This window comes from Pseudoalteromonas sp. MMG022, from assembly GCF_021654245.1.
Classification (GTDB): domain Bacteria; phylum Pseudomonadota; class Gammaproteobacteria; order Enterobacterales; family Alteromonadaceae; genus Pseudoalteromonas; species Pseudoalteromonas amylolytica.
Map to the genome: position 1 here is coordinate 1 of NZ_JAKFZQ010000028.1, position 25,619 is coordinate 25,619.

At 44.1% G+C, this 25,619-nt stretch carries 30 protein-coding genes; 3 read left to right on the forward strand and 27 right to left on the reverse strand.

Annotated elements, in window-relative coordinates; genetic code table 11:
* Window positions 1-619 precede the first annotated feature (619 nt).
* From rplQ to L1070_RS18625, 19 genes are all read right to left on the reverse strand, one after another.
* Window positions 620-1,018, reverse strand: coding sequence for a 50S ribosomal protein L17 (rplQ, locus tag L1070_RS18535; protein WP_070986501.1), 399 nt, complete (start codon window positions 1,016-1,018; stop codon window positions 620-622).
* A 36-nt stretch (window positions 1,019-1,054) separates the two neighbouring features.
* A complete protein-coding gene (gene rpoA, locus L1070_RS18540) occupies window positions 1,055-2,041 on the reverse strand; it encodes a DNA-directed RNA polymerase subunit alpha (RefSeq protein ID WP_152084659.1) in 987 nt (328 codons plus the stop codon).
* Window positions 2,042-2,065: 24 nt separating this feature from the next.
* Complete coding sequence (gene rpsD / locus L1070_RS18545) at window positions 2,066-2,686, reverse strand: 30S ribosomal protein S4 (protein ID WP_070986503.1); 621 nt, start codon at window positions 2,684-2,686, stop codon at window positions 2,066-2,068.
* A gap of 21 nt (window positions 2,687-2,707) precedes the next feature.
* The gene (rpsK, locus tag L1070_RS18550; protein ID WP_010363724.1) at window positions 2,708-3,094 is read right to left on the reverse strand and encodes a 30S ribosomal protein S11; all 387 of its coding nucleotides are present in this window, start codon (window positions 3,092-3,094) and stop codon (window positions 2,708-2,710) included.
* A 13-nt stretch (window positions 3,095-3,107) separates the two neighbouring features.
* Entirely contained in the window at window positions 3,108-3,464 is a 357-nt protein-coding gene (gene rpsM / locus L1070_RS18555; RefSeq protein ID WP_058031679.1) for a 30S ribosomal protein S13, read from the reverse strand.
* A 128-nt stretch (window positions 3,465-3,592) separates the two neighbouring features.
* The gene (gene rpmJ, locus L1070_RS18560) at window positions 3,593-3,706 is read right to left on the reverse strand and encodes a 50S ribosomal protein L36 (protein ID WP_002959476.1); all 114 of its coding nucleotides are present in this window, start codon (window positions 3,704-3,706) and stop codon (window positions 3,593-3,595) included.
* 23 nt (window positions 3,707-3,729) lie between these two features.
* On the reverse strand, window positions 3,730-5,058 hold the full coding sequence (secY, locus tag L1070_RS18565) for a preprotein translocase subunit SecY (RefSeq protein ID WP_070986504.1): 1,329 nt from the start codon (window positions 5,056-5,058) through the stop codon (window positions 3,730-3,732).
* Window positions 5,059-5,069: 11 nt separating this feature from the next.
* Window positions 5,070-5,504, reverse strand: coding sequence for a 50S ribosomal protein L15 (gene rplO, locus L1070_RS18570; RefSeq protein WP_070986505.1), 435 nt, complete (start codon window positions 5,502-5,504; stop codon window positions 5,070-5,072).
* Window positions 5,505-5,509: 5 nt separating this feature from the next.
* On the reverse strand, window positions 5,510-5,692 hold the full coding sequence (gene rpmD, locus L1070_RS18575) for a 50S ribosomal protein L30 (RefSeq protein ID WP_016710201.1): 183 nt from the start codon (window positions 5,690-5,692) through the stop codon (window positions 5,510-5,512).
* A 6-nt stretch (window positions 5,693-5,698) separates the two neighbouring features.
* Window positions 5,699-6,205, reverse strand: coding sequence for a 30S ribosomal protein S5 (gene rpsE / locus L1070_RS18580; RefSeq protein WP_070986506.1), 507 nt, complete (start codon window positions 6,203-6,205; stop codon window positions 5,699-5,701).
* A gap of 9 nt (window positions 6,206-6,214) precedes the next feature.
* Window positions 6,215-6,565 (reverse strand): 50S ribosomal protein L18, encoded by a 351-nt coding sequence (rplR, locus tag L1070_RS18585; protein ID WP_070986507.1) that lies wholly within the window; start codon window positions 6,563-6,565, stop codon window positions 6,215-6,217.
* Between the two features lie 9 nt (window positions 6,566-6,574).
* Complete coding sequence (gene rplF / locus L1070_RS18590) at window positions 6,575-7,105, reverse strand: 50S ribosomal protein L6 (protein WP_070986508.1); 531 nt, start codon at window positions 7,103-7,105, stop codon at window positions 6,575-6,577.
* A gap of 13 nt (window positions 7,106-7,118) precedes the next feature.
* Window positions 7,119-7,511 (reverse strand): 30S ribosomal protein S8, encoded by a 393-nt coding sequence (rpsH, locus tag L1070_RS18595; RefSeq protein WP_070986509.1) that lies wholly within the window; start codon window positions 7,509-7,511, stop codon window positions 7,119-7,121.
* A gap of 20 nt (window positions 7,512-7,531) precedes the next feature.
* On the reverse strand, window positions 7,532-7,837 hold the full coding sequence (gene rpsN, locus L1070_RS18600) for a 30S ribosomal protein S14 (RefSeq protein WP_058031299.1): 306 nt from the start codon (window positions 7,835-7,837) through the stop codon (window positions 7,532-7,534).
* Between the two features lie 10 nt (window positions 7,838-7,847).
* Complete coding sequence (rplE, locus tag L1070_RS18605) at window positions 7,848-8,387, reverse strand: 50S ribosomal protein L5 (RefSeq protein WP_070986510.1); 540 nt, start codon at window positions 8,385-8,387, stop codon at window positions 7,848-7,850.
* 15 nt (window positions 8,388-8,402) lie between these two features.
* Entirely contained in the window at window positions 8,403-8,717 is a 315-nt protein-coding gene (rplX, locus tag L1070_RS18610; protein ID WP_070986511.1) for a 50S ribosomal protein L24, read from the reverse strand.
* Window positions 8,718-8,727: 10 nt separating this feature from the next.
* Window positions 8,728-9,096 (reverse strand): 50S ribosomal protein L14, encoded by a 369-nt coding sequence (gene rplN, locus L1070_RS18615; RefSeq protein WP_010378257.1) that lies wholly within the window; start codon window positions 9,094-9,096, stop codon window positions 8,728-8,730.
* 286 nt (window positions 9,097-9,382) lie between these two features.
* A complete protein-coding gene (locus L1070_RS18620; protein WP_237126675.1) occupies window positions 9,383-10,213 on the reverse strand; it encodes a polysaccharide deacetylase family protein in 831 nt (276 codons plus the stop codon).
* Window positions 10,214-10,425: 212 nt separating this feature from the next.
* Window positions 10,426-12,366, reverse strand: coding sequence for an AsmA family protein (locus L1070_RS18625; protein WP_237126676.1), 1,941 nt, complete (start codon window positions 12,364-12,366; stop codon window positions 10,426-10,428).
* Between the two features lie 262 nt (window positions 12,367-12,628).
* On the opposite strand from L1070_RS18625, the gene L1070_RS18630 reads away from it, so the two are divergent.
* Both L1070_RS18630 and L1070_RS18635 read left to right on the forward strand, forming a co-directional pair.
* Window positions 12,629-13,795: a hypothetical protein gene (locus tag L1070_RS18630; RefSeq protein ID WP_070986513.1), complete on the forward strand. Its 1,167-nt coding sequence runs from the start codon at window positions 12,629-12,631 to the stop codon at window positions 13,793-13,795.
* A gap of 230 nt (window positions 13,796-14,025) precedes the next feature.
* The gene (locus tag L1070_RS18635; protein ID WP_237126677.1) at window positions 14,026-14,694 is read left to right on the forward strand and encodes a TorF family putative porin; all 669 of its coding nucleotides are present in this window, start codon (window positions 14,026-14,028) and stop codon (window positions 14,692-14,694) included.
* A gap of 56 nt (window positions 14,695-14,750) precedes the next feature.
* Here L1070_RS18635 and L1070_RS18640 read toward each other — a convergent pair whose 3' ends face one another.
* The 6 genes from L1070_RS18640 to L1070_RS18665 all read right to left on the reverse strand — a co-directional run bounded on the left by L1070_RS18640 (window position 14,751) and on the right by L1070_RS18665 (window position 19,789).
* Window positions 14,751-15,650 carry an aldo/keto reductase gene (locus L1070_RS18640; protein WP_237126678.1) on the reverse strand — a complete coding sequence of 300 codons (900 nt, stop codon included), beginning with the start codon at window positions 15,648-15,650 and terminating at the stop codon, window positions 14,751-14,753.
* Complete coding sequence (gene purT / locus L1070_RS18645) at window positions 15,647-16,834, reverse strand: formate-dependent phosphoribosylglycinamide formyltransferase (RefSeq protein ID WP_237126679.1); 1,188 nt, start codon at window positions 16,832-16,834, stop codon at window positions 15,647-15,649. Before purT ends, L1070_RS18640 begins: the two co-directional genes overlap by 4 nt.
* 36 nt (window positions 16,835-16,870) lie before the next feature.
* A complete protein-coding gene (locus L1070_RS18650) occupies window positions 16,871-17,533 on the reverse strand; it encodes a fumarylacetoacetate hydrolase family protein (RefSeq protein WP_237126680.1) in 663 nt (220 codons plus the stop codon).
* Between the two features lie 135 nt (window positions 17,534-17,668).
* The gene (locus L1070_RS18655) at window positions 17,669-18,370 is read right to left on the reverse strand and encodes a hypothetical protein (protein WP_237126681.1); all 702 of its coding nucleotides are present in this window, start codon (window positions 18,368-18,370) and stop codon (window positions 17,669-17,671) included.
* Complete coding sequence (locus L1070_RS18660) at window positions 18,360-19,058, reverse strand: hypothetical protein (RefSeq protein ID WP_237126682.1); 699 nt, start codon at window positions 19,056-19,058, stop codon at window positions 18,360-18,362. The genes L1070_RS18655 and L1070_RS18660 overlap by 11 nt, the downstream gene beginning before the upstream one ends.
* Window positions 19,059-19,060: 2 nt before the next feature.
* Window positions 19,061-19,789, reverse strand: coding sequence for a hypothetical protein (locus L1070_RS18665; protein WP_237126683.1), 729 nt, complete (start codon window positions 19,787-19,789; stop codon window positions 19,061-19,063).
* Between the two features lie 781 nt (window positions 19,790-20,570).
* Between L1070_RS18665 and L1070_RS18670 the strand changes: the two genes are divergently transcribed.
* Window positions 20,571-21,248, forward strand: a complete 678-nt coding sequence (locus L1070_RS18670) for a nitroreductase family protein (protein ID WP_237126696.1) — start codon at window positions 20,571-20,573, stop codon at window positions 21,246-21,248.
* Between the two features lie 28 nt (window positions 21,249-21,276).
* Here the strand turns inward: L1070_RS18670 and L1070_RS18675 are convergent, their stop codons facing one another.
* Both L1070_RS18675 and L1070_RS18680 read right to left on the reverse strand, forming a co-directional pair.
* Window positions 21,277-22,335 carry an efflux RND transporter periplasmic adaptor subunit gene (locus tag L1070_RS18675; RefSeq protein ID WP_237126684.1) on the reverse strand — a complete coding sequence of 353 codons (1,059 nt, stop codon included), beginning with the start codon at window positions 22,333-22,335 and terminating at the stop codon, window positions 21,277-21,279.
* Entirely contained in the window at window positions 22,319-25,609 is a 3,291-nt protein-coding gene (locus tag L1070_RS18680) for an efflux RND transporter permease subunit (protein ID WP_237126685.1), read from the reverse strand. The genes L1070_RS18675 and L1070_RS18680 overlap by 17 nt, the downstream gene beginning before the upstream one ends.
* Window positions 25,610-25,619 lie beyond the last annotated feature (10 nt).

Genomic DNA, 25,619 nt, shown 5'->3' on the forward strand with positions numbered 1-25,619 from the left:
CACACCAAGTGTTCATTTTTACAACTTTTGCAGCGGCGTTTTGGACAAAAAACATACATAAATTACGTTGATTTGTCTTTTCTTCTAAATCTTAACCCGTTTTGAGCTAGCGTATTAGCAAACGTAAAAATTATCGTGGCCGCCAGTACTGCAGGTGAAGTCAGCCCCATTACTTAGATTAGTAGCGCTAAACGATATCGTTGGAGAGATACCTTAGGCACTCAGAAAGTATGAAAACTGGACAAGTTTTCATGTAAGGGAGGGACTTATCATAAGCAATCCATTTCTTCTGACAGATCAACGGCCACAGAAAATTTAGCATTTTCTACGTTCAAGGTGCCTCTATTGAACTTTCGGGCGATGCTGAGCGAGGCAACGTGCACTATTCATTACTTTTGGTATGGAGATATCAGCTACTGGACTTGAGCCGAGATATAGCCCTGAGAGTACTTTCATTGCAAAAAATAGGTGTGATTGGTATTCCAAGCAACATTGCTAAACACGGGAGTCACGACAATCACCTAGATTACGCCTTCATAGGGACTTTTAATTTACAGAAAGAACTCCAAAACGAAAAAAGCCGAGCGATAGCTCGGCTTTTTTAATGTCTTATAAAGACTTACTCTGCAGACTGTGCGTCTTCTTGAGCTTCTTCCGCAACTGGGCGGTCTAGAAGTTCAACGTAAGCCATTGGTGCATTATCACCAGCACGGAAGCCACACTTAAGAATACGAGTGTAACCACCTGGACGACCCTCAAAACGAGGACCGATTTCGCTGAATAATTTACCAACTACTTCTTTATCACGCGTGCGAGCAAACGCTAAACGACGGTTTGCTACACTGTCAGTCTTAGCCAGTGTGATTAAAGGTTCAATTACACGGCGCAACTCTTTCGCTTTAGGCAAAGTTGTTTTGATGATTTCGTGCTTCACCAAAGAACCAGCCATGTTGCTGAACATCGCTTTGCGATGGCTGCTGTTACGGTTTAATTGACGACCACTCTTACGATGGCGCATGACCCTATCCTTCTAACTAAAATATAGTAACTTAGCTTATTCAGCTAAGCTTGCCGGCGGCCAATTCTCTAGGCGCATACCTAGTGATAGACCACGTGAAGCCAGTACATCTTTGATTTCAGTTAGAGACTTCTTACCAAGGTTTGGTGTTTTCAGAAGCTCAACTTCAGTACGCTGTACTAAGTCACCGATATATTGAATTTGCTCGGCTTTCAGACAGTTTGCTGAACGTACTGTTAGCTCAAGATCATCAACTGGACGAAGTAGAATAGGATCGAATTCTGGCTTCTCTTCTTTCTCTTCTGGCTCAGAAACATCACGTAAATCTACGAATGCTTCTAATTGCTCAGCTAAGATAGTAGACGCACGGCGGATCGCTTCTTCAGGATCTAAAGTGCCGTTTGTTTCCATATCAATGATTAACTTGTCTAAGTCTGTACGTTGTTCAACACGGGCTGACTCAACCGAGTACGCAATACGCTCAACTGGACTGAATGATGCATCAAGCAACAAACGACCAATTGGACGCTCATCGTCATCAGAGGATAAACGGCTAGACGCAGGCACATAACCACGACCACGCTCAACACGAATTCTCATGCTAATTTCACTATTGTCAGCAGTTAAGTGACAAATGACGTGATCTGGGTTGGCGATTGTTACATCTCCATCGTGCTGAATATCTGCCGCAGTCACAGGGCCTACACCAGACTTAGTCAGGGTCAGAAAAACTTCATCTTTACCTTCTAGAGATACCGCTAAACCTTTAAGGTTCAACAAAATTTCAATGATGTCTTCTTGAACGCCTTCTTTCGCGCTGTACTCGTGCAATACACCGTCGATTTCAACTTCAGTTACTGCACATCCTGGCATAGATGACAACAGTATACGGCGTAAAGCGTTACCCAAAGTGTGGCCAAAACCACGCTCTAGTGGTTCTAAAACTACTTTAGAACGCGTTGGGTTGATAGCGTCGATATCGACTAACCTTGGCTTTAGGAATTCGGTTACAGAACCCTGCATTTTATCCTCTCTTAACTCTTAACTTTACTTCGAGTAAAGTTCGACGATTAGTTGTTCGTTAATGTCCGCAGACAGATCAGAACGCTCTGGTAGGCGCTTGAAGCTACCTTCCATTTTCTTACCGTCAACTTCAATCCAAGTTGGCTTTTCACGTTGCTCAGCCAACTCTAGAGCAGCGATGATACGCGCTTGCTTTTTAGACTTCTCGCGAATTACTACTACATCTTCAGGAGTAACTACGAAAGAAGGGATATTAACAACACGACCATTAACCATAACCGCTTTGTGGCTAACTAGCTGACGTGCTTCAGCACGTGTGCTTGCAAAACCCATGCGATATACAACATTGTCTAAACGTTGCTCTAGAAGCTGTAGTAGGTTTTCACCTGTATTACCCTTAAGGCGAGCAGCTTCTTTATAATAGTTACGGAATTGCTTCTCAAGAATGCCGTAGATACGACGTACTTTTTGCTTTTCACGTAATTGTAAACCGTAATCAGATAGACGACCTTTACGAGCGCCGTGCTGACCAGGTGCTGTCTCAAGCTTACACTTTGAGTCGATAGCTCTCACGCCGCTCTTAAGGAACAGGTCAGTACCTTCACGACGACTCAGCTTGAGCTTAGGGCCCAAATATCTTGCCATGTTCTTTCTCCTAACCTATTGTTAAACGCGACGTTTCTTCGGTGGACGACAACCATTATGAGGGATTGGCGTCACGTCAGTGATGTTTGTGATACGGTAACCCGCAGCATTCAATGCACGTACAGCAGACTCACGGCCTGGACCTGGACCTTTAATGAATACTTCTAGGTTCTTAAGACCATACTCTTGTGCAGCAGTACCTGCGCGCTCAGCAGCAACCTGTGCAGCGAACGGAGTAGACTTACGTGAACCACGGAAACCAGAACCACCTGCAGTCGCCCAAGAAAGAGCATTACCTTGACGGTCAGTAATGGTTACGATTGTGTTGTTGAATGATGCATGAACATGCGCCATACCATCAACAACTTGCTTTTTGACCTTTTTACGACGAATTGGTGCTTTAGCCATAACTTACCCCACCTTATTTCTTGATAGGCTTGCGAGGACCCTTACGAGTACGCGCGTTAGTCTTAGTACGTTGACCACGTAGTGGTAACGAACGACGATGACGTAAGCCACGGAAACAACCAAGGTCCATAAGACGCTTGATGTTTAAAGTCACTTCACGACGAAGATCACCTTCGACTGTGTACTTGCCAACTTCTTCACGAAGTACGTCAAGTGTTTCGTCAGAAAGATCACCGATTTTTGTAGTTTCGGCGATACCAGTCGCTGCTAAGATCGCCTTAGCGCGAGTTTTACCTACACCATAGATGCTAGTTAAACCAATAACTGCATGCTTATGATCAGGGACGTTAATGCCAGCGATACGGGCCACTAACACATCTCCTATATTTAGATCCGATACCCATCTGTTTGAAAAGCCCGCAAGGATACTCAAACGAAGATCAGATCATATTCAAAAACACAGGCTAAGTAGTATTTACTTAGCCTGCATGACTTTTATTAGCCTTGCCTTTGCTTGTGCTTAGGCTCACTGCAGATCACACGTACTACACCAGCACGCTTGATAACTTTACAGTTACGGCAAATTTTCTTAACGGAAGCACGTACTTTCATTGCTCAACTCCGTGAAAATAACCTTATCGGCCATAGCCTTTAAGGTTTGCTTTTTTCAGCACAGAATCATACTGATGTGACATCATATGAGTCTGTACTTGTGCCATAAAGTCCATGATCACAACCACGATAATCAAAATTGATGTACCGCCGAAGTAGAATGGCGTTTGCCATGCCATGGTCATAAACTCGGGCACCAGACAGATAAAGGTTATATACAAAGCACCTGCCAATGTCAGGCGTGTCATCACTTTATCAATGTATTTAGATGTCTGCTCACCTGGACGAATGCCTGGAATAAAAGCGCCAGATTTTTTCAGGTTGTCTGCTGTCTCACGCGGGTTAAATACCAACGCAGTGTAGAAGAAGCAGAAGAAGATAATAGCCGCAGCTAAAACCATCGCATACAGAGGTTGACCAGGAGTCAATACCGCAGAGATAGCCTGTAGCACATCAGCGACCGGACCTTCACCTTGGCCGAACCAGCTTGCAATTGTACCAGGGAACAAAATTATACTGCTAGCAAAGATTGGTGGAATAACACCCGCCATGTTTACTTTTAGTGGTAAATGCGTGCTTTGAGCAGCAAATACTTGACGACCTTGCTGGCGTTTAGCGTAGTTAACGACGATACGACGTTGACCACGTTCAAAGAACACCACAAGATAAGTAACTGCGAATACGATTACCGCAATCAATAGCAGTACAAGAGCATTCAGATCACCTTGGCGCGCCATTTCAGCTGTCGAACCAATTGCAGACGGCAGGTTAGCTACAATACCAACAAAAATCAGGACTGAGATACCGTTACCAATACCTCGTTCTGTGATTTGTTCGCCCAGCCACATCAAGAACATGGTACCAGTCACTAAACTCACCACTGCGGTGAAGTAGAAACCGAAACCTGGGTTAACAACTAACCCGTCCATCATGCTTGGTAAGCCAGTAGCTATACCAATTGACTGGAATGTAGCAAGCACAAGCGTACCATAACGCGTGTACTGACTAATTTTCTTACGCCCTTGTTCGCCTTCTTTCTTAAGCTCTATCATCGCAGGATGTATATGCGTTAATAGCTGCATTATGATTGAAGCCGAAATATACGGCATAATACCTAGCGCCAGTACCGAAGCACGCTCAAGCGCACCACCGCTGAACATGTTGAACATTTCAACAATGGTGCCCTTTTGTTGCTCGAAGAAATCGGCAAGTACAGCGGCATCAATCCCAGGGATCGGCACGAATGAACCTAGACGGTAAATAATGATAGCACCCAATACAAATAGTAATCGGCGCTTCAGTTCCGCAAGCCCACTTTGTGCACTTTGCATATCTTGACCTGGTTTAGCCATAGTGTACTTCCTTATTCTTCTACCTTGCCTCCGGCAGCTTCGATAGCTTCGCGAGCACCTTTAGACACTTTAATGCCTTTAACAGTTACTGCGCGTGAAACTTCGCCAGATTTAACAACTTTAACGAACAGAACGTTCTTTTTAACTAGACCAGCTGCTTGTAACGCGTTTAGGTCTACCACATCGCCTTCAACTTTAGCGATTTCGTATAGGTTAACTTCTGTAGATACTAAAGATTTACGTGAAGTGAAACCAAACTTAGGTAGACGACGTTGCATAGGCATTTGACCGCCTTCGAAACCAACGCGTACTTTACCGCCAGAACGTGATTTTTGGCCTTTATGACCACGGCCACCAGTCTTACCAAGACCAGAACCAATACCACGACCTAGACGTTTCTTTTCAGTTTTTGCACCAGCAGCAGGTGAAAGTGTATTCAAATGCATTCGAATTACCCCTCAACCTTAACCATGTAAGAAACTTGGTTGATCATACCACGTACACATGCTGTGTCTTCTAACTCAACAGTGTGGTTGATACGACGTAAACCAAGGCCACGTAAAGTTGCTTTATGCTTCGGTAAACGACCGATAGAGCTCTTTACTTGAGTAACTTTTACAGTTTTATTAGCCATGGTTAATTACCCCTGAATCTGTTCAACAGTTAAACCACGTTTTGCAGCAATACGCTCTGGAGAATTCATGTTCTCTAGCGCTGAAATTGTTGCACGAACGATGTTGATTGGGTTTGTTGAACCGTATGCTTTAGATAGTACGTTTTGTACGCCTGTTACTTCTAGTACCGCACGCATCGCACCACCGGCGATGATACCAGTACCTTCAGATGCAGGCTGCATGTATACTTTAGAACCCGCGTGGCGACCCTTGATTGGGTGCTGTAACGTGTTACCGTTTAGTTCAACGTTGATCATGTTGCGACGCGCTTTTTCCATTGCTTTTTGAATAGCCGCTGGAACTTCACGTGCTTTACCATAACCAAAACCTACTTTACCTGCGCCGTCACCAACTACAGTTAGTGCAGTGAAGCTAAAGATACGACCACCTTTAACCACTTTAGACACACGGTTTACCGCGATTAGCTTTTCAGCCAATTCAGGCTGTTGTGCTTTTGCTTCTACGTTAGCCATTGTCTACTCCTAGAATTGCAGACCGGCTTCACGCGCTGCATCAGCAAGCGCCTTCACACGGCCGTGATATTTAAAGCCACTGCGATCAAAGGCTAGTTTTTCAACACCTTTGTCAGCTGCACGTTCTGCGATCGCTTTACCTACAGCTTGCGCTGCAGCGATGTTGCTTGTGCCTGATACTGATTCAGCAATTGCTTTTTCAACTGTAGAAGCAGCAGCCAGTACTTTACCTTCAGCGTTTACTAGCTGAGCGTAAATGTGACGTGGCGTGCGGTGGATAACAAGACGCGTTGTGCCTTGTTCAATAAAATTTCTACGGGTGCGTTTAGCACGACGTAGACGAGCTGTTTTCTTATCCATCGTCTTACCTTACTTCTTCTTAGCTTCTTTACGACGCACGTGCTCATCAGCATAACGTACACCTTTACCTTTATAAGGCTCTGGTTCACGGTATGAACGGATGTTAGCAGCAGTTTGACCAACTAGTTGTTTGTCAGCGCCTTTAACTACAAGTTCAGTTTGGCTTGGAGCTTCGATAGTGATGCCCTCAGGGATATCAAAGTTCACTGGGTGAGAGAAGCCAAGAGTTAAGTCTACAACTTTACCCTTAACAGCCGCACGGTAACCAACACCAACTAGTTGAAGTTTTTTCTCATAACCTTCGTTAGTACCAACAATCATGTTGTTGATAAGTGCACGAGCAGTACCTGCTTGTGCCCACGCGTTCGCAACGTCACGAGGAGTCGTTGTGATCACGTTGTCAGCTAGAGTTACTTCAACTGCGTCGTTGATAGTACGAGACAACTCACCATTTTTGCCTTTAACTGTGATGTCCTGGCCTTTAATTGTAACTTCTACACCGGCAGGAACTGTAATTGGAGCCTTCGCTATACGAGACATTGTTCCCCTCCGATTAAGCTACAAAGCCAATGATTTCACCACCAACGCCTGCACTACGTGCTGCGCGGTCTGTCATCAAGCCTTGAGAAGTTGATACGATAGCGATACCTAGACCACCCATTACCTTAGGTAATGCGTCACGTTTCTTATAGATACGTAGACCAGGGCGGCTAACACGCTGGATGTTTTCGATTACAGCTTTGCCTTCGAAGTACTTTAATTCGATAGTCAATTCTGGTTTTGCGTCGCCAGCTACTGCGAAGTCAGTGATGTAACCTTCTTCTTTTAGTACTTTAGCAACTGCTACTTTCAGCTTTGAAGTTGGCATAGAAACTGATACCTTCTTCGCAGTCTGACCGTTACGGATACGTGTGAACAAATCCGCAATAGGATCTTGCAAGCTCATGTCTTACTCCCGTGACTCTATTACCAAGAAGCCTTTTTAAGGCCAGGAATTTCACCGCGCATAGCTGCTTCGCGAACTTTAATACGGCTCATGCCGAATTTGCGAAGGAAACCATGTGGGCGGCCCGTGATGTTACAACGGTTACGTTGACGTGCAGGGCTTGAATCACGCGGTAAGCTTTGAAGCTTTAATACCGCATCCCAACGATCATCTTCAGATGCGTTAACATCGCTGATGATAGCTTTTAGTGCCGCACGCTTTTCAGCATACTGAGCAACTAATTTAGTGCGCTTTGCTTCGCGCGCTTTCATAGAATTCTTTGCCATAACCCTACCCTTATTTCTTGAATGGGAAGTTAAATGCTTCTAACAACGCACGGCCTTCCTCATCAGTTTTCGCAGAAGTAGTGATTGTGATATCCATACCGCGAACGCGGTCTACTTTATCATAATCGATTTCTGGGAAGATGATTTGCTCACGTACGCCCATAGAGTAGTTACCGCGACCGTCGAAAGACTTAGCGCTAACACCGCGGAAGTCACGAATACGTGGCATCGCAATTGAGACTAAACGCTCAAGGAAATCCCACATACGCTCGCCGCGTAGGGTTACTTTACAGCCAATTGGGTAGCCTTCACGAATTTTAAAACCAGCAACTGATTTACGTGCTTTCGTGATAAGAGCTTTCTGACCAGAGATGGCTTCTAGATCCGCAACAGCGTTTTCTAGAATTTTCTTGTCAGCTAGGGCTTCGCCCACACCCATGTTTAATGTGATCTTTTCGATCTGAGGGACTTGCATGACAGAGCTGAAACCAAACTTCTCTTGAAGTTCAGCGACTACTTTGTCTTTATATACTTCATGCAGTTTCGCCATCGTCTACTCCAACTATTAGATAGTTTTACCAGTAGATTTGAAGATACGTAATTTCTTACCGTCTTCAATCTTGAAACCTACACGATCTGCTTTACCAGTTTCCTGGTTGAAGATCGCAACGTTTGATACGTCGATTGACGCTTCTTTCTCAACAATACCGCCAGCTTGCTGCAATTGTGGAACAGGCTTCTGGTGCTTCTTGATTAAGTTAATGCCTTCGACAAATACTCGACCAGTTTCAGTTACAACTGAAAGCACTTTACCGCGCTTACCTTTGTCTTTACCGGCTAGTACGATTACTTCGTCATCACGACGGATTTTTGCTGCCATGATAGACTCCTTATAGTACTTCTGGGGCTAGTGAAACGATTTTCATGAACTTTTCAGTACGTAGTTCACGAGTCACAGGGCCGAAGATACGAGTACCAATAGGCTGTAAGTTATCATTTAAGATAACAGCCGCATTGCTATCGAAACGGATCAATGAACCGTCCGGACGACGAACGCCTTTTTTAGTACGCACAACTACCGCGTTTTTAACATCACCTTTCTTCACTTTACCGCGAGGAATAGCTTCTTTAACAGAAACTTTAATGATGTCACCAACAGCCGCGTAGCGACGGTGCGAACCACCAAGGACTTTAATACACTGCACTTTGCGAGCGCCGCTGTTATCAGCAACGTCCAGCTGAGTTTGCATTTGGATCATATTAATGAGCTCCGGTGTAGTTACAACTCGCTTTAATTTTGTTTAAAATCAAAGCATTTAGATTATTTTCCGCTCAAAAAACGAGTTATTTGTCTTTCAAGGGCGGGCAATTGTACCAGCAAAGTATGCGTATTGATAGTTCAATTTTTAATTAATTTAGCAAACACGGTCATTGTAGTAGGTACAGTTTTACTAGGTGGGGGCATAAGTTAGCGATTTCAACAGCAAACTCCCTTTACACTTCATTAGGTTAAAAAACAACCTAACTTTTTAGCTTAGTCTGTATCTACTTAATAGGTGCACGATTTTTCTTTATGTGCTTGGTTATATTATCCACGGTATCTAGCCAATAACCATTTTTCGGCTGTTTTAGGTAAATGATTAGCTGCGCCAATGCCACACTATCTACCGTATAAGGCCCCTTCTTACCTACATCATGCCCAGCAAGTATGACCCAACTATTACGAAAGCGTAATAAATCCAACAATTGTTTGATTTCATCAAAGCTCATACCATCAATGCGGATACCCGTTAGTTGGGCAAAGTCTGTATAAGTCGGGTCATTAGCGGTTTCATCTAACCAGGTGCGGCCAGACTCAAACAGTGTAGCGACCATCGGCACGTAGCTTTTTACATTTTGTCCGCGACCTACAAACGTGTTCCCACAGGGGTAGGCAAACGACCGAGGTTTTACTTTCAGATGTTTTTCAATGTATATGTTTGTTTGTTCTATATCTTTGCGAAGCCAATCTAAACTGGTTTGCTCCAACCCTTTATTTTGCTTTCGCAACCACTGAAAATTGCCTGTGCATACGTGTGACGTAGTGTGATTGCCGATTTCGTGACCGTTTGCTACCACTTTTTGCCAATCCGGTAAACGCGCGACAACATTATCCCGACTAACATAGAAGGTTGCTTTTATACCGTGCTTGTTGAGTATAGGGACACCAATGTCCAACTGGCTATGCCTACCATCATCAAAAGTGATACTCACCGCATTGCTTGCACCGTTGGGGTAAAAAGGCTGTTCACTGTAGTCTTCATCAGCAATACTTACGAAGGATGCACTTGCCAGCAGGTATACTGTAAGCCTGACCCCCTGTGTGGCAGCCCTCATTCATCGCTCCTTGTTATGACGTAACTAATATATCACTAGAACATACGTTCTAGCGGCCATCAAATGAATAATATTGAATTTGGGTTACTCGTGAATGAGATTAACATGGCCTCTCTCGGTTCAAACTTCACTGCCTTAATGTTGCGCTAAGGTCAGCAACTTAAAAGGGGCTACATAGCCCCTTTTTTAGTATCAAATAAATGTTTCAATTATTAGCCGCCAAATAACCCCTTCAGTTTATCTTTTAGCTTGTCTTTCGCTTTGTCTTTTAGTTTATCTTTGGCTGTGCTGCTTACATCAAGGTTTACATCAACTTTATGGAATGGACCCTTTATACGCAACGGAACTTTAAAACCTGTACTGTCATCGCTACTAGCTTGACCTTCAATGGTATCAACAATGCCAGTAACTAGGCGATAATTTACATTGGTTTGTGGTAAGTCCACTTCGCCTTCACCCGTTATGCGTATTAATGGGCTGGCAAGATACAAATCGGTATTACGCCCCACCCCATTAGTGAATATCAAACTGCCAGTTAAGGACGAGAAGTCCGTCTTTTGATCAGGGTTAAAATCAGCGTTGAGACCTTCTTTTAAAGATGAAAAGTCGCCTTTGAGCATTTCCTTAGCTTGGCGTGTCATCTCAGCAATATTTGCGCCCTTTACGCCACCATCTTTCAAATCAAAGTTAAACTTTCCTGCAAGCGCCGAAACAAAGTCTTTTTGGCTTTGCCCTTGCGTCGCTAACTGCCACTGCATACCGCCTTTACCCAATACTTTATCAAAGCCGACTGCGTCAGTGAGCAGTGGCTCTGCATTAATATTATCGAGCTTAAATTGAGTATTAACCTTGTACGGTACGCGGCTGGCATCGACCTTAACAGTCCCCTGACCAACCCCCTCATAGGCGTTAAACTCATCTAGACTCAAATTGGCTGCGCCATTTTTGAGCGTCAATGATAGCTGGTTTTTACCCAACTTAATTTCTCGCGCTTTAAGGCCTGTCGAACGCACCACAACATTCGCATCCAGCGCGTTTAATGCCGATAAATTCAGTTTCGTATCATCCCACACAATTGGTGCAGCCCCCTCTGGCTCGCTAGGTTCCTCTGGTTGTGCGACTGGTTCTGGCAAATAAGGATTAAGGTCAAGCATTCCCAGATCTACATTAGCCTTTACATTCAAGCGCCCACCCAATCCAACTGTACTTTTGCCGGATATGGACAATGCATCTAATTTTGCGCTGAGCTGCTCAAGCGTAAACGTCTGCTTTTGCATTCGCATACTTCCTGTTACTTCAAAGGCGTTGAACGCATCTTCTTTAGCGTTGAGGTCAACACCTTGCCACTGTGCAATGGCTTTTACAGAGTCCCCTTTTAAGCTCAGATCTCCCTGTATATCTTTGCCCATTTGCGCGACTTCACCCTTGAAATTCATATCGGCAAGCGCCGAGTTGATTGTTTGTGTCACTGTAAAGGCTTCGCCTTTTAACAACTTTACAGGTGTTGCCAAAGTTGCATTTAGCTCAAATGCTTGCTGCTGATAGGTCACCGCGCCCGCAACCGCTAATGTCTCGTATAATGAAGGTAATTGCACACTCACGTCGATATCACTTAACTGGTGCTGCGCGCCAGTCTGACCGTCTTTAAACGTAAACTTCCCACCGTAAATCGCAACTTCACCGAGTTTAATATCAAAACCTTCTGGTAGCGATGTAGGTTTACTTGATTGCTGCTCAGTCTCTGTGCGAGTTGGCGTAGGCTGCTCAGGTAGGATCTGCCAGTTTGCGATACCATTTTTGTCTGTTTCTAGTAAAATATCCGGCTTACGAATTACAAACTTTTCCAATTTCGCTTCGCCGGTAAAAATTGACAACCAAGGAATATAGACCTCTAACGACTGCATACTGACCATGTCAGGCCTTGAACCCGTTGTCGCATTTGCAAAGTGAACATCATTTAATTCAATTTTCAGGCTCGGTATGACTGAGAGCTCACTTTGCCCCTTAATTTGCAGTTGACGCCCAGTGTTTAACTCTACTTGCTCAGATAACTCACTTATGATCCGTTCTGTGGGGACAAAAAAAGGTGCGGCCACTGCCACCACCATTAAGAGCACAATAGCCCCAACCAATATCTTCAACGCGGTTTTCATAACATTCCTTAATTAAACATAGTTCAAGCTAGTACTACTATAGTAGCGCCGCCAAACATTAAATTCATGCATATTTATGATAATTCCAAGAAAACTCCCCTTGATCTTGCTAGGCACCCCATCATAAAACTAGTAAATACCATCACTGTGATTGTAACTTCAAGATTCTTAGGTATGATCGCCCGCCCTTGTCAATTTTAGCTGGCAACGGCTAAACTTTTATGATGAATTATTAAGCTAATGTGTGGAGAACCAAACTAGCATGAAGAAGTTGCTCATTTCCCCGTCAAAGATGGCTCTAGGTGAACAAGAAAGCCAGATTTACCAAAATATTTTAAAGCAAGCGACGGAGATCAGTCTAAACCTGATGGCGGTGAAAGTAGACAACCATCCAGAAGACTTTTTGCTATGGTGCTATGAATTGTTAGATATAGCGAAAAACCGCATAAACTTCGATTTGCTGGATGACCATCAGCTTCCCATTGTTAAAAAGCTGCAAGACTTACTGAGCAACGCGATTAGCTTTTTGCAACTTAAAACGTTACGTATTACCCCTTGGCCAGTACTCGTTTCGTTTATTGAACAACACAAAGCACTACTGGCGCTTGACGAACAAATGAAGCTCATCCGTTATTTGGCAGATAAACGCTCAACACCATTGAAGGAAATGATTGTTGAGGACAGACTAGCCTTTAGCGGTAAACATACAACTTCGCTGGATACCAGTGTTTATAATTTTGATGTGGAATGGTTTAGTTCAACAAAAACAGCGAAGGGTTTTCATCAACTACTTGCTGACTTACCAGGTGCATTCGATGAGGCACTTGCACATATACCTCATGAAGGTGAAGTTAGTGAACAAGATTATCAGCGTTTTGTAGTGGCCTATTTTATGGCATTTAACGACAGCGACGAAAAGCCAACGCTCGCGCCCGCAACACGCTTACTCGCTATGCGCCGACCTGATGTATTCACGCCAGTCACCAGCTCAAAGTTAGATCCTTTATGCTCAGCGTTAGGCATCACCAAACTGAGCAACCGTGATTTTGAACGATATTGGCAAGATATCGTACTATCGATACATGCCATGCCTTGGTTTACCATGCCAAGTGCAGCAAATGAGTTTGAGCATGAGCTAGCGGCAATCAAAGCATTACTGCCTTGCTGGTTTTATTATACCGATAAAGAGACAGCAGAAAATTCGAATTACCTTAAATTACTCAATAAACCCGTACGCGCCTCAAGTACCTCAGGAAAAAAAGCCACACGCCGAGGTAAGGAATCAGCAGAAGTATTGGTTGATAGAGCGCTTAGCGATGAATCAATTCCAGAGCATATTCGTGCCAAACGTGACTCTATCGTAGCAGAGGTAGAAAAAGGCCGCAGTGTAGATGAAACTATTTCATTAATGCGCACCATTTTCGGTTAACGCTTTGCCCTTAATCTTGCACATGTCTTTGCTAGGTACATGTGCAAATTTCATCTTCAGCGCACCATACCAGTGCATCACTTCAACAAAAGCGTTTCCTTCTCACCTTAATTTAAATAAGGAAAACCATAAAAATCAAAGGTATATTTCCAGTTTGCAATTTCTCAAAAAAATGGCGTGAGCGTTGCTAATATTAATAATATCTCACAGCGCTTTTAGGAAACATCATAATGAATAAAACAACTCCTTTATTAGTCTTAGCTCTTCTATCTATTAGTTCTTTTAATTCACAGGCTGCAGTCACCGCCAACGTCGCAGCCAGCTCCAATTATTACTGGCGTGGCGTAACCCAAACTGACGACGGAGCAGCCGTTTCAGGAGGGTTAGACTACAGTAACGAAAGTGGCTTCTATGCTGGTACTTGGATGTCAAACGTAGATTTTGGCGATCAAACCAGTTACGAGTTAGACATTTATGGAGGCTTTAGTGGCGAGACCCAAGGCCTAGGCTATGATGTTGGTTATATATATTACGCGTATCCTGATGCCGAAGGCGACAGTGACTTTGGTGAAATCTATGGTTCATTGAGCTGGCAATGGCTCAGTGTAAAAGCAAGCTACATGACGCATGCGCAAAACGATGCGAGCGCCGAAGAAGATATGCTATACCTAGAACTCAACGCCAGCTTTAATGTGTTTAACGACAGTGAACTGGCATTACATATTGCACGCTCTAGTGGCGACACTGTTATGGAGTGGACGGGTGAAGATGACAGCTACATGGATTACGGAGTAAGCCTAAGCAAAGCCGGATTCACGCTAGGCTTAGTAAAAACTGATTTAGATTCACAAGACGGCGTCAAAGCATTTGTCCAATACAGTGTTGACTTCGATTTGTAACCGCTTTTATATACTTGCTGCAAACCAAGGGCCGAAAGGCCCTTTTCTCGCACGCTTTATGGCACACTGTGCCCGGTAGAGCCCTGCCAAATTCGATACCATTGTTCACGAGACAAGTGAATACTTTGCGACTCAACCGACGTTTTAACACGCTCTATATTACCAGTGCCTAATACCACAGACGGTTGACTAGGTAAGCAATTTAACCATGCATAGGCAACTTGATCGATTGAGCTGGCAGACACTTCGCGAGCAATCTCTTCCAACACGGTACGTAAACGCTTGGCCTTGATGTCTGCTTCATCAAAGAGCTTACCACCAGCCAACGGCGACCAAATCATTGGATGTACACGGTGTTGTTGACACTGTTCTAACGTACCATCATCCAGTGCTTTCATTTCATACGCCGAACATTCAATTTGATTGGTGATCAAAGGAAAGTCCAAACGAGATTGTAGCAACTCAAATTGCGAAGGCGTGAAGTTTGATACCCCGAAGTGCAGCACATCCCCTTGCTGTTTGAGTGTAATAAAAGCTTCCGCCACTTCATCAGCCGACATCAAATAATCTGGACGATGGATAAGCAACACATCTAACCTATCGGTATTAAAGTTTTTTAAGCTTTGTTGTGCTGAGGCAATAATATGTGCTTTGCTCGAATCGTAGTGATTAGCCTTACCCGCCAACCCCTTCTTAGCTAGGGCCGGGCGAATGCCGCACTTAGTGATAATATTAATATCTTCACGAACATGAGGCGCCAACTTCAGTGCTTGGCCAAAAGCCGCCTCGCACTCATATTGACCATAGATATCTGCGTGATCTGTGTCACGAATTCCCAGCTCAATACAGCGCTGTAAAAAACCTAAGCACTGTTGATCGCTCCAATGCCAATCCAGTAATCGCCAAAACCCCTGCACTAATGGCGCTATGACCCGTTGCTGTGCGTTTTTAGTCATAGTGAGATACCCACTGCATCTGAGACCTGTACCGCCTTGTTAACTGCCATTTCTAAGGTGTCTGCACGAGCTAAGGCCACCCCCATACGGCGCGTCCCCACTACCTCAGGTTTACCAAATAGGCGTATATCTGTATCGGGTTGGCTCAAAGCCTCAACCAAATTACTATATTGAACTTGCTTCGATTCACCTGTGACTAACACCACACTTGATGCCGATGGGCCATGAAAGTGGATATTTGGAATAGGCAGTCCAAGAATGGCCCTCACGTGTAACGCAAACTCACTAAGATCTTGAGATATCAAGGTCACCATACCGGTATCATGCGGCCTTGGCGAAACCTCACTAAAATAGACGTCATCACCTTTCACAAAAAGTTCCACACCAAATAAACCACGGCCACCGAGTGCTTCTGTCACTTTATGAGCGATTTCTTGGCTGCGAGCTAAGGCCAACTCACTCATCTGTTGAGGTTGCCAGCTTTGTTGATAATCACCGTTTTCCTGCCTGTGGCCTATCGGTTCACAAAAGCTTGTGCCATTGATGTGTCGTATGGTCAACAAAGTAATCTCATAATCAAAATCGACAAAACCCTCTACTATCACCCTGCCTTGACCGGCGCGTCCGCCTTCTTGTGCATACAACCAAGCAGACTCGATATCTTGGGAAGACTTCACCACACTTTGCCCTTTACCAGATGAGCTCATTATCGGCTTGACCACGCAGGGCATACCGATTTTCCCGATAGCATGTTTAAAGTCTTCTAACGTGTCAACAAAGCGATATTTTGAGGTAGTAAGGTTCAACCCTTCGGCAGCTAAGCGCCTGATCCCCTCACGGTTCATCGTCAATTGTGCCGCTTTAGCACTTGGGATGACGGTAAAGCCCTCTGCTTCTAGCGTCACTAACTTATCTGTAGCAATTGCTTCAATTTCAGGCACGATATAGTCTGGTTGCTCCTGTTTGATAATCGCTTCGAGGCGTTCTCCATCGAGCATTGACAGCACATAACTTCTATCTGCAACCTGCATAGCGGGCGCATGTTGATATCGGTCTAACACCACAACCTCACAACCTAAACGCTTGAACTCAATAACAACTTCTTTGCCAAGCTCTCCGCCTCCGCACAACAAAACTTTACACGCGGTTGCTGAAAACGGCGTGCCCAGTGGTTTAATTTTCATTTATTTTCCTATGGTAACTCGTCACTGAAACAGCGATTACTGAATCCTTACAAGCGCTGTAAAAGGCTTTTCTTCATTCAGTTGCAAACGCACTTCTGCATTATTTGTAAGCTTGCCTACCCCCTCTGGGGTACCAGTTAAAATAACATCTCCAGGCAACAGTGTGCAAAATTGACAAATATCCGACAACAGCTTTTCGTACGAAAAAATCATGTGCTGTGAATGGCCAACCTGTTTTAGTTCATTATTGAGCCAAAATCGCACTTCATTATTTTTTAGCTGTTCGATAGATGTGATGGGAGAAAATGCAGTAATAGGGCAACTACCATCGTATGCCTTGGCTCGTTCCCAAGGTTGGCCAAGCTTTTTCAACTTATCTTGTTCATCGCGCAGCGTTACATCCAGTGCCAACCCCACCCCTACAACAGCGTCGAGCACCGATGTGCTATGCTTATCAAGCTGCTTACCAATCAACAAAGCGATTTCTGCTTCATAATGGTGTGCTCCCAAAGCAGCATCTAGAACAATATCACCCGCAAAATGCTGATAAGCAGTCATAGGTTTAATAAAGAGCAACGGAACACTTGGGACTGGGTTGTTGAGCTCTTTTGCATGCGCTACATAATTGCGACCCACACACACCACTTTTCCAGCAGGTAAATTGGCTTCAGTGCCATTGACCCATTGATGCTTATACATACATTCTCCGCCTAGCTTATACAACGTCATTAAACTTCACTGCTATATAATAAGCCAATTCAAAGTGAATTAATTCCAAACAAGCTAACAAAGCTGTAATAGAGACTATCACGGTAATTTATATAACATATTATTTTATAAAGAGTTAGATAAACCCGTTTGCTCATTGATAGACACCTCTCCGCAAGCTGATGCTTTATCGTAGATATAATGAGGGTCTAGACAAAAATTTACCCAGTCATCATCACCAAGAAAGCTCAGCTTTCTCATGAACTCCCCTAAGTTCAAAGGGCCATAGTCAGGCAATAGAGCATATTCTACATAGGCATCCATTTGTGTTATTTGTTGCTGTGTCGCCTGTGAATAAAACAATGGTTGAAGGTAGTTAAAGCGCATGGTCTTTGCCCTGCGTGAAAGGCGCTGTTGCATACCTTCACTAAAGAAAGCCTGAGCTTGCTTGTCCAGCTTATATTTATATCGATAGGCCGTTGTTGAGTCTTCTAAATGTTGAGAGACTAAGGTGAGTGGAAACTGTCCCGCCACCATTTCGTCTCCTTTTTGGTAAGACAGCTCAATGTAGGCATTGTCAGATTGGCCGGGAAGTGGCTCTTTAGTCACTAGGTAAATCTCCCAATCAGTGGTCTCAGAGGTAAACAGCTCAGCTGTAAAATAGACTTTTTGGATAAACTCGGGATAACTTGTTCTGACAGACACTGGTTGTAACTGCCAACCGATAGTACCCGCCTCCAACGTAGCCTCGCTTATTTTACCTACCACACTACATCCAGTGCCAACAGACAACAATCCTATCAATACCAATATACGCTTAAGTCGCATTACTCAGCTCCTTGATAAACTGCTGGGCTTTGTCACTACTACTGATAACCTTATCAATGATACGCCCAGTACTTGGGTCAAAAATAAACTGCTTATTAGTGTTAGTTTCAAACATTAAATTGAGTGAAATACTGAATGCACTGGGCGCAACCTGTAGATGAGCATCTTTGGAGGGTTCGTAAAAGATGACTTCGTGCTTACTTAACTGATGCATACCGCAAAACTTTAAGGTGCTAGCACAGTCTACATCTAATTCATCACAATACTGATACTGATAAAAACGCGAAATATAGCCTGGTCCGTAGTAATTCGTAGTAAGAAAGCCAAAGTTATGGTCATGTAGGCACTGGTAGACATTCATCTTGTCATTCTGTCGCTTTTGCTCTCCGTCGGGGTGCCAAAAGCACACCCTCACTTGAAAAAATGGCGAACGATTTACATATAGCACAAAGGAATCATTGCCATACACGTTGCCAGTTTCAACACTTAGGGCATTTTGTAAAACATGCTCACTAATGATCCGACTCAAAAAGTACTTATTATTGGCTAGTAACTGTAACTGCATTGCCAGGTAGTGTAAGTTATGCTCTGTTAAGCTTTCAGGCCCATCATAACTTGCCGCCACATTTTCGATGAACTCTTGTAAAGAAATAGAGTGAGTTGTGGTGAATTTGAACGAATATGTCATTGTTATGCCTCCATCAACTCTAATGAAGGCAGCATCGCACTTGCACGATTACGCACAACTTCAGAACAATGGGATATTTGATATTCACGAACCAGTTGAGAAGCTTTATATCTATCTCTTAGGTAAATACCTTCAATCGCCCGCCAAGCTAGTTCATCAATATGACTGGCAGATAGCATCAATAGTGCTTGAAAACTCTTTTCACAGGTTGAACGGGCCAGTACTTCAATAAAGTTGAACAAACGTGCGTGATTTTGGTAAAGCAAAGACGTTATTATCGGCTCAAGGGTTACGGCACAAAGCTTCACACTTTTCGTGTGTATTACGTCTTTATCGTACAAAGCCAGCCAGTAAGCATCTTTTGATGCTTGATAGTCAAATGCTTGTAAATAATCGACCTGTATCGAATCACTGGGATTTAAATCACTCACCGTTGCACTGCCACAGGCTCTAAATATGCTGGCCGTACCATTGTTTATCAACTTTTCTTCTAGCGTGACTTGCTTTATCCGCAATGCGCCTTGCAATACACACAACGAATGAGGGGCCGAATTACACAACGTAGCGCCAAAACAGCTAGGGCCCTTATATAACACCAATCGATGCGATGGGCTGTCCTTGAGTACCAAGCGGCTCTTATCTGTTGTAAACGTATGCTCTGATTGCAACGCGAGCATATCAAGTACCGCTTGAATTGAATTCAAATTTTCAAATGTATTGTCATTGTTCATGATGATGTCCTTATCTATTTAGTTATCCTTAACCGTATTGCTCGTATGCCCCAACTAGCGCTGGGGCAACCCTGTTGTTAATTAGTTTGAAACGATAATAATGATCGGGATCACAAACACGGGGTCTAATGCTTGAGGATCAAAAAGTTGTACATCAAAGTTACCTAATGTATTGACTACTTCTGTAATGATTTCCATGACTATCTTCCTTTTTAGTATGTAACATATTGATGTGAGTGAGGTTCCTCCTCACTTACAGATTTGGTCGGTACAATTTTTCCGACACTGAAAAGCTAGGCGAGCAAAAGTGAAATATCAATCCAAAGTACAATTTTTCATGTACCCAAGATTGCCGAGTTATTTCAATTTTTTGAATTGCAAAGCTTGAGAACAATGCGCTTTCAATTGTGGGCGCAAAATAAAATATCTCGGGATGTCACTTTGTTAAATTAAGTTTAATAAAACACTTCATTAATGTACTGGCACGCCTCCCCTCTTGCAGCTTCCACAACATGGTGAATTTCACAATAATGAGCAACTGAAAATGTAAACATTAATAGTTTTGACTGTGGTCAACATGAAGAAAACTCATACATCATCAGTGAGTTCTTAGTTATAACAATTCTCGTATTGACGCCTTTAGATGTCAGTCATACTCTGCTTAGCGGTATATACCATTTTAAGTGCTGACAGCTCGCCTAGAGTATCGAAAGTAATGGAGATCAGCGCTGACATAAACAAGTCAAACTCTAACAATCGAACACAACAATGGACTAACACTATGCAGAATCACAAAAGCGTCCCTCTCAATGATTTTATTGAATACTCTCAACAAGATATGCTGAAACGGGCAGAAGAAAATTTGAGTGAGTACCAACGACGCCATACTATTCGAAGCTTTAGCGATCGCCCTGTTCCTGAAGAAGTTATCGCTGCATGTATAAAAGCGGCAGCCAGTGCACCTAGTGGTGCAAACCATCAACCTTGGCATTTTGTAGCAATTCACAGTGCCGATGTTAAAAAAAAAATTAGAGACGCAGCGGAAGATTTAGAGCGCTCCTTTTACCAAGGACGTGCAGGTGATGAATGGCTTGATGCGCTGAAGCCACTTGGCACGGATGCTGAAAAACCATACCTAGAGCACGCGCCTTGGTTAATTGCGATATTTAGTCAAAAGAAAGGCGGGATCCATAGCGAAGATAAGAATGCCAACTACTATGTGCATGAATCCGTCGGGATTGCGACCGGTTTCCTGATCCAAGCGTTACACCATGCTGGGCTAGCAACGTTAACCCACACACCAAAACCTATGAGCTTTCTAACAGATATTTGCGGTCGTGATAAAGATAACGAGCGCCCCTATATGCTGCTTATCGCGGGCTACCCCAGTGAAGATGCCACTGTCCCGGAGCACGCACTGGTGAAAAAACCATTCGAGGAAATTGCCACCTTTCTGTAAAAGGCTTTCGCTCTAATGATACTGGTGGTTAGCGTACTGCCAGTATCTCACCCACTGCTAATCCCGTTAACACCTCAACTTGATTACCCACCTCTTGCCCCAAGCGTACGAAACGTCGATGCAACTGCCCCTGCTCTACCACCTCAACCATAGTGAGCTGCCCATATCGCTTTACTAACTCGCGAGGAATAAGAATATGCATCTGTGGTTTTGTGGGTATAAAAAGCTGCGCATACATACCTGGCTTCACATTTTTTGCTAACTCAATATCCAGCTTCACCATAAAGCGTCTAGCGTTACTATCGGCTACGGGGACAATTTCACTGACGCTAACATACTGCGTCATGCCATTAGCCGGTATGTGTATTTTCAATTTATCACCCAACTGCAAATGACTGGCCAGTTGTTCACGTACCGCAGCTGTCACTTGGAGTTGTGCAGGATTATAAAGTGCAACTATCGGTGTTCCTGGTGTCAACATGGCACCAGGTTCTTGCAATCGTTCCACCACGATGCCATCAATTGGAGCCAAAATTTGGGTATCGCTCAAGGCCACTAATGCGCCTTCTAACTGCTGTGCCAACGCAAGTTGCTGAGCTTTAAGTTCATTGACCTTAGTACGCCACTCATCCACTACATTCTCAGCAACTAAACCTTGGTTTTGAAGCGTTTCACTACGCATTAACTGCTTATTGGCTTGCTTCAACTGAACGCCAACTGCGTCTTGTTGTGCTCTGACCCGCGATGCGTTTGCTTTCAAATCCGCATCATCAATTGTGGCTAATAACTCTCCAGCATTGACATTCTGCCCGGCTCGCACATGTAAGCTCTTCAGCTGCGCTAACAACCGACTGGCTACAAGCGTATTTACCTTTGCTGTTATGTTCGCATTTACCATTTCATTGTGGATAATCGCACGCTCATCCACTACATACTCAGCGCCCTGATAGGCTTGAGGCATAGGCTTGGTGCCTGGCATAACCACTTTGTCGAATATACCCGCCATATATGCCACGATAACCAACAGTCCAATGAGCGCTGATATTGGCAGTATCGCTTTGTGAACATTATTACTTATCCATGACATAACTATCGCCTTCTGTATTTTTAAAGACCAAGAAATAAACTAGCGGCACGACCAGCATAGAAAAAATGGTTGATGCGATAATGCCAAAAATAATTGCCAACGCTAATCCACTGAAAACAGGATCAAGAATAATAACCAGATTCCCCAGCAAGGTGGTGCCTGCAGTTAATAACACGGGTCGCATGCGTACTTCACCGGCTTGAATCAGTGCTTGTTTTAGCGCCATTCCTTTTGCGCGGGCTTGGTTTATAAATTCGACTAAGATGAGTGAGTTACGAACGACTATACCCGCCAGTGCAATCATGCCAATCATCGCTGTGGCAGTAAATAAAACGGGTTCAGGCGCGCCTGCTATCTCTCGCTCACCAAATTGATTCAGCAACCAAAACCCAGGCATGATGCCTATCATGGTCAACGGAATAGCAGACATAATGATCAAAGCCAGTGCGTTGGATGCAGTTTGCCAGCGTAAAATGACAAATATTGCGACGAGGGCAAACATGAATGCTATCCCCATATCGCGAAATACATCAACGGTGATACGCCACTCTCCCTCGCCACTAAAGCTATACGATGTACCTTCGGGCAGCTGCCACACAAGGCCTGCGCCACTGGTCAGATAACTTCGCTGTGACCAATGCGTTTGCTCACGCTCATCACTATTTTCATCTGCGACCACATCAGCGATAACTTCAGCTGGCGTACGACCATTGAGTTCAGCGGTAACATAAATCACATTTTGTAGATCTTTACGAATGATCGGCTGTGGTGCCACAAAGTTTTGCCAGTGCCCCAACTCTGATAGAGCAACCATGGGCCTAGTGGCACTTTCAAGGCCATACTCACCACCCACTTTGCTCAATGCCCTTTGCCCTCTAACTTGTAACGCATCCAAAGTAGACTGCTTATTTCTTACTTCATAGGGTAAGCGTAAATTAATAGCTACGGGTTCGGACTCATGGGGTAGGTACAATAAACCAACATTTAAACCTTCGCTGGCAATACGCAGTGATTGGTTTATATCTTCTGTACTAACACCAGATAAGGCCGCTTTGCCTTTATCGACAATAAACCTTGAAAGCTGAGTGGAATCGGCCATTGAACTATCCACTTCAACAACATGTGCTTCGCGGGATAACCTTGTCATAAGGGCTTTCGCCGCTTGCTGATGGGTTTGTGCTGATACGAATGGCTCTGCATAAACTTGAGCGACCAGTGTGCTTAGCACGGGAGGCCCAGGAGGCACCTCAACAACTTTCACTTTTACACCATTGTGATTAAACTCTTCTAGTGCTTCGCGCAGACGCAGCACCACAGCATGAGACTGATGGGCGCGCTGCGTTTTATCGAGTAACAGTACTCTTAAATCCGCTAAATGAGGTGCTTGGCGACGATAGTAGCCTCGTACCATACCATTAAAATCCATACTCGATGGTTTACCAACATAGGCGGCAATAGCAGATACTTCCTGCTGCAGCCAAACTGCTTGCTGCACCTGGCGCGTCAATTTTGCGGTTTGCTCCAAAGTGCTGCCCTCTGGCAACTCAATTAACACCTGAATTTCATTTTTATTATCGAAGGGCAATAGCTTTAAGGGAACTGCACGGAACACGGGCAGACTGACACTAACCACAAATAGCCCTAGCGTGATCCATAACACCACTTTTGCACGCCAAGGCTTGACGAACATCGGCATTAATATTCGACTGTATCCAGAAGCTTTTTGTGAGACTTGCGACTCTTTGAGCGGGTGACCATGTAATAACTTCTTTGCTAGCCAAGGAGTTACTAGGAATGCAACCACTGTGGACGCTATCACACTAACAGGTACATTGAATGCCATTGGGGCCATGTAAGGCCCCATCATGCCCGTGATATAAGCAAGTGGTAAAAATGCTACGCTGATAGTCAGAGTCGACATAAGCAATGCCCCCTTTACCTCCGACATGGCAGCGGTCACTTGTCGATCTGTGTGCGCTTGTGATGAGTTTTTTCGTACCGACAAGAAGCGACTAATATTTTCGACCCCAGTAATAGGGTCATCCACCAGCAAGCCCAGCGATAGAATCAAAGCAAACAAAGTCACTCTGTTGATGGTATAACCAAAGGAGAAATCCAGTGCCAGTGTGATCCCGTAGCAAATGGGCACCGCAAGGCCAACCACAATCGCAGGCCGCCACCCCAAAAATACACCAACAAAAATAACCACTGTTAACACTGCAAAACTCAGGCTCGCGATCAGATCATTTACCTTTTCATTTGCCGTATCCCCATAATTTCTCAATACTTTTACATCTATATCTGAGGGTAACAACTGTGCTTTTAAGGTCTCTATCAGTGCCAAACTCTGTTCGGCGACCACAACGGCATTACTACCTCGTTGCTTAGCAATACTGAGCGTTACTAAAGGCAAGTTTTGATTCTTCTCATCAATTGCTAACCATTGATAAGCATGAGGTTCACTGGGCCCATCCATTACCTTCGCCACATCTTTTAGTAATACTTGTTGGCCATTAAGTACGTTGACCGTCAGTTGTGATACCTGCTCCGCACTGCGCAATACATCCCCTGACTGTAAGGCGATCAGTTGCTGACCATTTAGCAATGAACCTATTTGCTGTAACTGGTTACTGACTTGCAGCGCCATTAATACGTCTAAAGGTGTAGTCTGGTGGGCCGCAAGTGCTGTCGCATCCAGTTGTACTTGCACTTGTCGCTTTCGCCCAGTAATCACTTTCACTTCACTTGTGTTGGGTAGTGTTTGTAACTGAGTTGAAAGCTCTTGAGCAAAGCGAGTTAATTCGAAGTCACTATAGCGCTCGGTCGATTGACTATACAAACCCAACATCATGATCGGCACATCATCCACTTCAATGGGTTGAATTTGCCAATCTTTCACCACTTGAGCCATATTATGTTGGTTGGCATACAACTTGGTATAGGTATTTAGAATGGCTTGCTCTCGACTTTGTCCTACATGAAAGCGCAATGTTGCAACCGTGCCACCGGTATCCGTCGTGGAATATACATGTTCCACTCCAGGAATTTGTAATAGCAACTTTTCAAGCGGTTCAGTCACCAAGCGTGCGACTTCAGGCCCACTTAAATTGGGTGTATTGACTCTAATATCCAGCATTGGCACAACTATCTGCGGCTCTTCTTCTCTGGCTGTAAATTGCATAGCCAACAGACCCATAACTAAAGCCATGAAAAGAATAAACACTGGAAGCCTTCCCGCTAGACTCGTAGTCATTACTCTATCAAAAAGTGTCATGTGACTTTTT